General features: G+C 72.3%; 9 protein-coding genes. 4 read left to right on the plus strand and 5 right to left on the minus strand.

Features of this window, described 5'->3' with window-relative positions; genetic code table 11:
• Positions 1-89 precede the first annotated feature (89 nt).
• The 5 genes from C1I93_RS11190 to C1I93_RS11210 form a co-directional block, all read right to left on the minus strand.
• Positions 90-1,049, minus strand: coding sequence for a hypothetical protein (locus tag C1I93_RS11190; protein ID WP_111243188.1), 960 nt, complete (start codon positions 1,047-1,049; stop codon positions 90-92).
• 10 nt (positions 1,050-1,059) lie between these two features.
• Complete coding sequence (locus tag C1I93_RS11195; protein WP_111243189.1) at positions 1,060-2,034, minus strand: serine/threonine protein kinase; 975 nt, start codon at positions 2,032-2,034, stop codon at positions 1,060-1,062.
• Positions 2,031-2,789: an NUDIX hydrolase gene (locus C1I93_RS11200; protein WP_181445119.1), complete on the minus strand. Its 759-nt coding sequence runs from the start codon at positions 2,787-2,789 to the stop codon at positions 2,031-2,033. Before C1I93_RS11200 ends, C1I93_RS11195 begins: the two co-directional genes overlap by 4 nt.
• A gap of 95 nt (positions 2,790-2,884) precedes the next feature.
• Positions 2,885-4,009 (minus strand): MaoC/PaaZ C-terminal domain-containing protein, encoded by a 1,125-nt coding sequence (locus C1I93_RS11205; RefSeq protein WP_111243191.1) that lies wholly within the window; start codon positions 4,007-4,009, stop codon positions 2,885-2,887.
• Entirely contained in the window at positions 4,009-5,382 is a 1,374-nt protein-coding gene (locus tag C1I93_RS11210) for a 3-oxoacyl-ACP reductase (RefSeq protein WP_111243192.1), read from the minus strand. Before C1I93_RS11210 ends, C1I93_RS11205 begins: the two co-directional genes overlap by 1 nt.
• 54 nt (positions 5,383-5,436) lie before the next feature.
• On the opposite strand from C1I93_RS11210, the gene C1I93_RS11215 reads away from it, so the two are divergent.
• From C1I93_RS11215 to purB, 4 genes are all read left to right on the plus strand, one after another.
• Entirely contained in the window at positions 5,437-6,729 is a 1,293-nt protein-coding gene (locus C1I93_RS11215) for an acetyl-CoA C-acetyltransferase (RefSeq protein WP_111243193.1), read from the plus strand.
• Between the two features lie 96 nt (positions 6,730-6,825).
• Positions 6,826-7,719 (plus strand): TNT domain-containing protein, encoded by an 894-nt coding sequence (locus tag C1I93_RS11220; RefSeq protein ID WP_111243194.1) that lies wholly within the window; start codon positions 6,826-6,828, stop codon positions 7,717-7,719.
• A gap of 79 nt (positions 7,720-7,798) precedes the next feature.
• On the plus strand, positions 7,799-8,047 hold the full coding sequence (locus C1I93_RS11225) for a hypothetical protein (RefSeq protein WP_111243195.1): 249 nt from the start codon (positions 7,799-7,801) through the stop codon (positions 8,045-8,047).
• A 123-nt stretch (positions 8,048-8,170) separates the two neighbouring features.
• A partial coding sequence (purB, locus tag C1I93_RS11230) for an adenylosuccinate lyase (RefSeq protein ID WP_111243196.1) occupies positions 8,171-9,582 on the plus strand: 1,412 nt, incomplete at its 3' end.

Raw genomic sequence — 9,582 nt, forward strand, 5'->3', positions numbered from 1 at the left:
CGCGCCGACCGAGCCCGGCACGGCGGCCGAGCGGGCCGAGTCCGCCGGGCCGGCCGGAGCGAAGGGCAGGGCGGAGGGCAGGGTGGTGGTCACAGCCGGACGATTCCGCTGCCGGTGCCGCGAGTGGCGGGTAGCTCCGCCACCTCGGCCCGCCGTGCCCGGCCCAGTTGCACCAGCGCCTTCGACACGGTGCCGGTCGCCGTCGAACCGGCCCGGTCGAGGTCGCGCAGGCCGGCGTCGAGGTCGATGGCCTCCTCGCCGAGACCGACGGTGAGGGCGATGGTCTCGCAGACCGCGTCGAGGTCGTCCAGCTCCAGGGCGTTCTGGCCGAGCAGGTCCCGCCAGAAGTCGAGCACCTTGCGGTTGCCGGCGTAGTGGCTGCCGGCGGGGAGCAGGTAGTACGTGTCCCAGCGCCGGGTCACCTCGTCGACGAGCTGCCGCAGCGGCAGGTCCTCACGCGGGCCACCGCCGATCAGCCGAGCCACCTCGGCGGCCTTCACCTTGGGGTACGCCAGCTCGTCACCGATGACGAACAGGTAGCCGCGCCGGCCCCGCTTCTCCCAGTGGTCGGTGATCGTGTGCCGGGCCATGAAATAGAGCGCCAGCTCGTACGATTCCCGCATCTGACCGCCGCCGCCACCCTCCAGCACGATTCGGCCGAGGTCGTCGTCCATCCGGTTGTCGGACTCGAACTGCCCGATCTGCAACGGCATCCGGTCGCAGGTGGCGTCGCCGATCGCGCCGAACATGAGCTGCGGATCGCGGGCGTACCCCTGGCGCAGCAGCAGTCCGAGCAGTTGCGGCAGCTTGGTCTGCAGGGTTCGGGGCACCTGCCCCATCGAGCCGGTGACGTCGAAGAGCACCGCGATCGGGGTCGACTGCGGGTGTTCGGCCGAGTCGCGGCTCTCCCGCATCGCGCCGTGCGGGTCCAGCGCCGGGTGCACCTTCCGCGCGCCGCTGTCGCTGTACGAGAACGCGCTGGTGCCGGTGGCCCGGCGGTACCGGTCGGCGGCGTCGTACACGTCGGTGGACCAGACTCCACTGCCCATGGCAGCCTCCTCAGGGGGTAAGGGTGAAGGGTCGGAAGGTGCGCGGGCCGTAGAGCCGGTGCAGCACCTCGTCGAGTTCGCCGAGCAGTCGCCAGGCGTCGTCGGGGCGGGCGGACAGGGGCCGCTGGCGGCAGCCCTGGGCGAAGGCGAGCAGTTCGCGGGGCGCGGCAGCGCCCATCAGCCAGGTCATGCAGTGGGCCGCCATCGCGATGTCGGTGCCTGGCCCGCAGGGGCGGCGGTCGGTGACCTCGACCGGGTACCACTGCTCGTAGCCGGGGACGAGGGCCGGCACGACACCGCCGGTCTCGGCCGAGAGGCACCAGTCGACAAGCACCACGCCGTGCTCGTGCGGCTCGATCAGCACGTGTGGCGGCAGCACCGCGCCGTGCACCACGCCGGCCCGGTGGGCCAGGCCGAGCGCGACAAGCAGCCGCCGCCACATCCAGGCCACGTCGCGGGCGTCCAGCCCGTCCGGGTACGCGCGCCGCACCTCGACCAGGTTGTGCAGGCCGGGTGCGGTGGCGAGCACGGTGATCCGTCGTTCGGCTCCGGTGGTGGCGTCGCGGTGGGTGAAGCTGTCGACGAGCCGGGGCACGTACGGCAGCCAGCGCGGGTCGCCCCGCTCGGCGAGCCGGCGCAGGGCGTTCTCCTCGCGGTCCATCAGGTCGTTGTCGCGTGGGTCGCGGGGCAGCTTGAGCAGCTGGTCGGCGCCGACGTCGTACAGGTCGGCGAGGTCACCGGAGTACGCGGGCCGGCCGCACCGGTAGCCGCGCAACACGGTCTCGCGGCGGGCCCGCCAACGGGTGGTGACCTGGACGAACGCCTCGGTGGCCGCGGCGCGGACGCCCGGCCCGAGCCAGCCGAGCCGGTCGGGGTGCAGCACCGCGACCAGTTCCCGGTAGCGGCGTTCCGGTTCGTCGGCACCGAACAGTTCCTCGTCGTCGCGGGCCGCGCTGACCAGCCGGATTGCCTCCTCTGTTCTCATCGCGCCGTCTCCTCCTTGGCGGGGCGTAGCAGCGCCGGGTGCAGCAGTCGGGCGTCGCCGGCCCGGTAGAGCCGGGCGCGTGGTCCGCCCCGGCTGCCGCCGCGTTCGGTGCTGGTGCCGGTGCTCTCCACGAAGCCCGGCACGGAGAGCACCTTGCGGTGGAAGTTGCCGGGGTGCAGCGGATGTCCCCAGACCGTCTCGTAGACGCCGCGCAGGTCACCGATGGTGAACTCGGGCGGGAGGAAGCGGGTGGCCAGCGGGGTGTACTCCAGCTTGGCGCGGGCCCGCTCCAGCCCGTCGTCGACGATCCGGCGGTGGTCGAAGGCGAGCTGCCGGCTGGCCAGCTCGGCGACCGGCACCCAGGCCGCTGCTTCGGCGTCGGTGCCGGCGGCCGGGTCGGGCAGGTCGGGCGCGAAGGCGAGGTGGGCCACGGAGACGATCCGCATCCGTGGATCCCGGTCGGGCGCGCCGTAGCTGGCCAGCTGTTCCACGTGTACGCGGCGCAGTGGCTCACCGCCGAGCCCGGTCTCCTCGGCCAGTTCCCGGCGAGCGCCGGTGGCGAGGTCCTCGTCGGGCCGGACGAAACCGCCGGGCAGTGCCCAGTGGCCCGCGTACGGCTGCGCGCCGCGCCGGATCAGCAGCAGGTGCAGTGCGCCGTCGCGGATGGTCAGGGCGACCACGTCGGCGGTGACCGCCACGGCCGGATAGGCGTTCGGGTCGTACGCGGCGAGGAAGTCCTGCTCGTTCACAATCAATCACTCTCACTCTGAGAATATCTCGAACTAAGAACAACTTAGCGCGAAAAGAAGGGCCGGGCAAGTGCCCGACCCTTCCGTCGTCGCGGTGATCCTCAGTTGATGGTGCCCACCAGGTGCGGGCGACCGCGCTCGTCGTGCAGCGCGAAGTCCCAACCGTCGCCATCCCGCCCGGCGCTGAACGCGACGGTGCCGGGCAGCGGCACCGGGAGCTTGAACGCCACCTCCACCGTGTACGCCTCGGGCAACCGGTTCTCCAGCGCGGCGAGGCAACGGGCCTTGCTCCACATGCCGTGCGCGATAGGGCGGGGGAAGCCGAACAGTCGCGCGCCCCAGCGGGAGGTGTGGATCGGGTTGTGGTCGCCGGAGACCCGCGCGTACTCCGTACCGATCCGGGGTGTCACCCGCCACCGGGCGGTGGCGGCCGGCGGCGCGGGCCGCTCGCCCCGGTCGCGCCGCTCGCCCTCGCCGGGTGTGCGCTGCCGGCCGAGGTACGTCGAGACGCCGCGCCACACCTCGACCCCGTCGGTCGACCCGACGAGTACGACGTCCACCTGCCGACCCCGGTCGTGCGGGCGCAGGTGCTCCGCCCAGGTGGTGAACTCCAGGCGGTCGGCGATGGTGAGCGGCCGGTGCACGGTGATCCGGTTACCGATGTGCACCAGGCCGACCAGCGGGATCGGGAACTCCGCCGCGCTGAGCAGCCGCAGCGCCAGCGGGAAGCCCATGACGTGCGGGAAGGTCGCGGGCAGCCGGTCGGTCAGCCGGAACCCACACACCCGGTCGTACTCGGCCAGCCGGACCGGATCGACGGCCACCCCGCCCACGGTCAGCTCCACTGCGGGCAGGTCGTCGCCGCGCCGGCCGCCGAAGCCCGGCATCGCGCCCAGCAGCGCCCGCCGGTACAGCGGACCGGCCGCCGGCAACCTCGGCAGCTCGATCCGGGCGGGCACCGCGTCGGCCGGTGCCGTCGCGCCGGCCTGGTCCACCGCCGGGCCGGGTTGTTCCGGCGGGCCGGCCGTCGGGTGCCGGTCGGCGGTCACCCCGGCGGCCAGGTCGGCGAGGTCCCGGGTCGGCCCGGCCGGCCCGCCGTCATCCGGCGGGGCCGCCCGCGCGGCGGCCAGCAGGTCCGGCGTGAGGATCGTGGTCGGTCCGTCGATCAACTCGCCGACGGAGAGTTCGTCGGCCGGCTCGTCGTCGCGGCGGCTGCGGCGGACCATCACGCCCCCAGCAGGCTCTGGCCGCAGACGCGGACCACGTTGCCGCTCACCGCACCGGAAGCCGGCCAGGCCAGCCAACCGATGGTCTCGGCCACGTCCACCGGCAGCCCGCCCTGCGACAGGCTGTTCATCCGGCGGCCCGCCTCGCGCAGCGTCAGCGGGATCCGGGCGGTCAGCCGGGTCTCGATGAACCCGGGCGCGACGGCGTTGACGCTGATCTGCCGCTCGCGCAGGGCCGGGGCGAGCGAGTCGACAAGCCCGATCACCCCGGCCTTGCTGGTGGCGTAGTTCGTCTGGCCCCGGTTGCCGGCGATCCCGGCGATCGAGGAGACACCGACGATCCGGCCGCCGGCCGGAATCAGGCCGCGCTCCAGCAGTGTGTCGTTGATCCGTTCCTGGCTGGACAGGTTGACGTCGATGACCTGGTCCCACCGCTCGGCGTCCATCCGGCCGAGGGTCTTGTCCCGGGTGATGCCGGCGTTGTGCACCACCACGTCCACCCGGCCGTGCCGCTCGGTCAGGTGATCGGCGAGCCGGGCGGGCGCGTCGGCGGCGGTCAGGTCGAGCTGTACCGCGCTGCCGCCGATCTCGTTCGCCACCGCGGCCAACTCGTCACCGGCGGCCGGGACGTCCAGCGCCACCACCGTCGCGCCGTCGCGGGCCAGCACCCCTGCCAGTGCCGCGCCGATGCCCCGGGCCGCGCCGGTGACCAGCACGACCTGGCCGTCCAGCGGGCGGTCCCAGTCGGCCGGCGCGCTCGCCCGGCCGGCGCCGACCCGGATCACCTGTCCCGAGACGTACGCGGACCGGCCGGAGAGCAGGAACCGCAGGGTCGACTCCAGACTGGTCCAGGTGCCCTGGTCGGCGTCGCGCGTGACGTAGACCAGTTGGGCGGTGATGCCCCGGCCGAACTCCTTGCCGATGCTGCGGGTCAGCCCTTCCAGGGCCCGCTGGGCGGTCGCCTCGCGCGGCGTGCCGCACTCGGCCGGCGGGGTGCCGAGCACGATCACCCGACCGCTGGGCTGCACCGCGCGGGCCTGCGGGTGGAAGAAGTCATAGAGCTGGCGCAGCCCGGTCGAGTCGGTGATGCCTGTCGCGTCGTAGAGCAGGGCGGCGCTGGCGGGCGTACGACCGGTTGCCGGATCGGGCACGGCGGTGGCCGGATCGCGCAGGGCGAGCCCGGCGGCGGCCAGGATCTTGCCGACCGGCTCGGCGAGCCGGCCACCGGCGGCGGCGCCGAGCAGCGCCAGCCCGGGAAGGATCGGCTCGCCGGGCGCGTGCCGGCGCAGTCGCGGCGGATCGGGCAGCCCGAGGCGCTTGACGAGCGCCCGACCGGCGCCCGACTGGACGAAGCTCGCGTACCTGTCGGTCATAGGCGTAGCCTACTGGTGAGTAAGGTGCGGGCAACACTTCCCAGGAGGCGAATCGTGCAGGACGTTCGACGGGTCGCGGTGATCGGCGGCAACCGGATCCCCTTCGCCCGCTCCAACTCGCGGTACGCCAGCGCCTCCAACGCCGACCTGCTCGGTGCCGCCCTGGACGGGCTGATCGCCCGGTTCGGCCTGGCCGGACAGCAGGTGGGCGAGGTGGTCGCCGGTGCGGTGCTCAAGCACGCGAAGGACTTCAACCTCACCCGCGAGGTGGTGCTCGGCTCCAAGCTCGACCCGCGCACCCCGGCGTACGACATCCAGCAGGCCTGCGGCACCGGCCTGGAAGCGGCCATTCTGGTCGCCAACAAGATCGCCCTCGGGCAGATCGAGGTCGGCATCGCCGGTGGCACCGACACCACCTCCGACGCCCCGCTCGCGGTCAACGAGGAGCTGCGCCGCACCCTGCTCAAGCTCAACTCCGCCCGCACCCTCGGCGAGCGGCTCAAGATCGCCGCGAAGCTGCGCCCGGCCCAGCCGTTCAAACCGGAGATCCCGCGCAACGCCGAGCCGCGTACCGGGCTCTCCATGGGTGAGCACGCCGCCCAGACCACGCTGCGCTGGAACATCGACCGGCAGGCGCAGGACGAACTGGCGCTCCGCTCGCACCAGCGGCTCGCCGCCGCGTACGACAAGGGGTTCTTCGACGACCTGATGACCCCCTATCTGGGCCTCACCCGGGACCAGAACCTCCGCCCCGACACCACCCTGGAGAAGCTCGGCGGGCTGCGGCCGGTCTTCGGCACCAAGGGTCCGGACGCCGAGCGGGCCACCATGACCGCCGGCAACTCCTCACCGCTCACCGATGGTGCCTCCACTGTGCTGTTGGCCAGCGAGGAGTGGGCCCGCGCGCACCACCTGCCGGTACTGGCCTGGTTCAGCTGGTCGGAGACGGCCGCTGTGGACTTCGTGCACGGCGACGAGGGTCTGCTGATGGCACCCGCGTACGCGGTGCCCCGGCTGCTCGCCCGGGCCGGGCTGACCCTTCAGGACTTCGACTACTACGAGATCCACGAGGCGTTCGCCGCGCAGGTGCTGGCGACCCTCGCCGCCTGGGAGTCGAAGGAGTTCTGCGTCGAGCGGTTGGGCCTGGACGCCCCGCTGGGCACCATCGACACCGACAAGCTCAACGTCAACGGCTCGTCGCTGGCCGCCGGTCACCCGTTCGCCGCGACCGGTGGCAGGATCGTGGCCACCCTGGCCAAGCTGCTCGCCACCAAGGGCAGCGGTCGCGGGCTCATCTCCATCTGCGCCGCCGGCGGCCAGGGCGTGGCCGCGATCCTGGAGCGCTGACACCCCCTTTCAGGGGCAAAACTGCACTAAGCATCACATTCACGTATGAACCTCGCAGGCTGAAGGAACTCATTGTCCTTCAGCGGGAGGTTTGTGATGAAACGTACGCGATGGCTGGTAGCCCTGCTCTCCGGCGCCGCGCTCGCCGTCGTCCCCGGCATCGCCCCGACCGACGCGGCGCCGACGGCCAACACCACCCGGCTCGCCGCGGCCACCGACGACGGCACCGCAAAACCGGACGGGGAACCGGGACAACGGTCCAAGGGAGCCGTGCCTGCCCGGCCGGCCAAGCCGGGTGGCCAGAAGCTCTGCCGCCCCGGCACACCCCCGGACGCGCCGCAGACCACCGTCTTCTACGACGGGAACCGGCTGTTCGGCCCCGCCCAGCTGCCGTACGCGTCACCGGTCGGCCCGCTGCTCGCCGGCTACCAGCGCTTCGGCGCGCAGACCGAGAACGAGTGGGTGCAGAACTACACGGTGCCCGGAGACCCGACCCGGCTGATCTTCCCGCCGGAGAACGGTTTCGTGCTCGGGCCGGACGGCAAGGCGATCAAGCAGCGGCAGACCATGCTGCCCGGATACCGCCTGGACCGCTTCGGCTTCACCGGCGGTGCCTTCCTCGCCCCACTCGGCACCCCGTTCAACGCCCGCTCGCTGGCACCGCAGAGCCTGAACACCCCGCCGACGCCGCCGGCCACCACGCCGCCCGCGCCGCTGGCCAACTACCACACCTACTGCGTGCTCAAGCCCTTCGACGTGGACTCCGGCCCGATCGCGCCGTGGTTCGCCCAGCCCGGCCTGGGCACCCAGTTCCAGCTCAACCCGGCGTACGTGCCCAAGGCCGGGTCGAACCTGACCGTGCAGTGGCTGCTCGACCACAAGTACATCGTCGAGGAATACCTCGGTGGCCCCTGCCCGAACGTGAAGGAGCACACCGTGCCGCGCCAGGGTGGCAAGGCCGGCAGCCAGCCCGCGACCAAGGAGTGCTGACCGGGAAAGTCCTCCTCGGGGCGGTGGCCACGCTGTTCGTGACCACCGCCCCTAGGCTCGCCGTCGTGGAGGTGGCAACGTGAATCGGCACGAGGTACGCGATGCCCTGCTCGCCGCCGGGCTGTCGCCGGACGCGTTCGAGCTGGAGGGTGTGCACGAGCACGTGCCGGTGCCACCCGACTTCTGGTTCCTCCGCCGGAGCACCGAGGGCTGGGAGATCGGCGCGTACGAACGCGGCCACTACGACGTACGCCAGGTCTTCGCCACCGAGGCGGCGGCCTGCGCCGGCCTCTGGACCGCCCTCACCGGCCGTCCCGCCCCACCCTGAGGCCAGCAGCGAAGAACGCCGCCCGGATCGGGCGGTGCCCTATCGTGCGTCCTCGCCCGTGAGCGGTTTGCCACCACCGAGGGGCGGTCGGCCGTCGGCTGGCAGGTGCCGGAGAATGGGTGGGTGACGACGATCCCGAACGTGCTCGCCCACCGGTACGCCTCGCCCGAACTTGTCGCTCTCTGGTCGCCGGAGGAGAAGATCCGGCTGGAGCGGCAGCTCTGGCTCGCCGTACTCCGGGCTCAGCGGGACCTCGGCGTGTCGGTGCCGGACGGGGTGGTCGAGGCGTACGAGCGGGTGGTGCACGATGTTGATCTTGATTCGATCGCGGCGCGCGAGCGGGTGACCCGGCACGACGTCAAGGCGCGGATCGAGGAGTTCAGCGCGCTCGCCGGGTACGAGCACGTGCACAAGGGGATGACCTCGCGGGACCTCACCGAGAACGTCGAGCAGCTCCAGGTGCGCCGGTCGCTGGAACTGATCCGGGACCGGGTGGTGGCGACGCTGGTCCGGCTGGCCTGGCACGCGCACGAGTACGCCGATGTGGTGATGGCCGGCCGGTCGCACAACGTCGCGGCGCAGGCGACCACGCTGGGCAAGCGCTTCGCGTCGGCCGCGGAGGAAATGATCATCGCGTACGAGCGGCTTTCGGACCTGATCGACAGGTACCCGCTGCGCGGAATCAAGGGTCCGGTGGGTACCGCCGCCGACCAGCTCGACCTCTTCGACGGTGACGCCGACAAGGTGGCGGAGCTGGAGCGGCGGGTCGCCGCCCACCTCGGGTTCAACCGGGTGCTGGACAGTGTCGGGCAGGTCTACCCGAGGTCGCTCGACTTCGATGTGCTCTCCGCGCTGGCGCAGGTCGCCGCGGCGCCCTCGTCGCTGGCCACCACGATCCGACTGATGGTCGGCCAGGAGTTGGTCACCGAGGGCTTCAAGCCGGGGCAGGTCGGCTCCAGCGCGATGCCGCACAAGATGAACACGCGCTCGTCGGAGCGGGTGAACGGCTTCGCGGTGATCATCCGGGGGTACCTGTCGATGGTCGGCGAGCTGGCCGGCGACCAGTGGAACGAGGGGGACGTCTCCTGCTCGGTGGTGCGCCGGGTGGCCCTGCCCGACGCCTTCTTCGCCGCTGACGGGCTGTTCCAGACGTTCCTCACCGTGCTGGACGAGTTCGGCGCCTACCCGGCAGTGATCAACCGGGAACTGGAGCGTTTCCTGCCCTTCCTGGCCACCACCAAGATCCTGGTGGCGGCCGTCCGTCGAGGCGTCGGCCGGGAAACCGCCCACGAGGCGATCAAGGAGCACGCGGTAGCCGTGGCCCTGGCCATGCGCGAGCAGGGCACTCTCGAGAACGACCTCTTCGACCGCCTGGCTGCCGACCCGCGCCTCAACCTCACCCGAGCCGAGATCGACGCCCTGGTCGCCGACCGCGCCGCCTTCACCGGTGCGGCCCCCGCCCAGATCCAGTCGGTAACCGCCCGAATCACCAAAATCGCCCAGTCTCACCCCGCCGCCACCACCTACACCCCACC

This window comes from Micromonospora endophytica, from assembly GCF_003236305.1.
GTDB lineage: Bacteria > Actinomycetota > Actinomycetes > Mycobacteriales > Micromonosporaceae > Micromonospora > Micromonospora endophytica.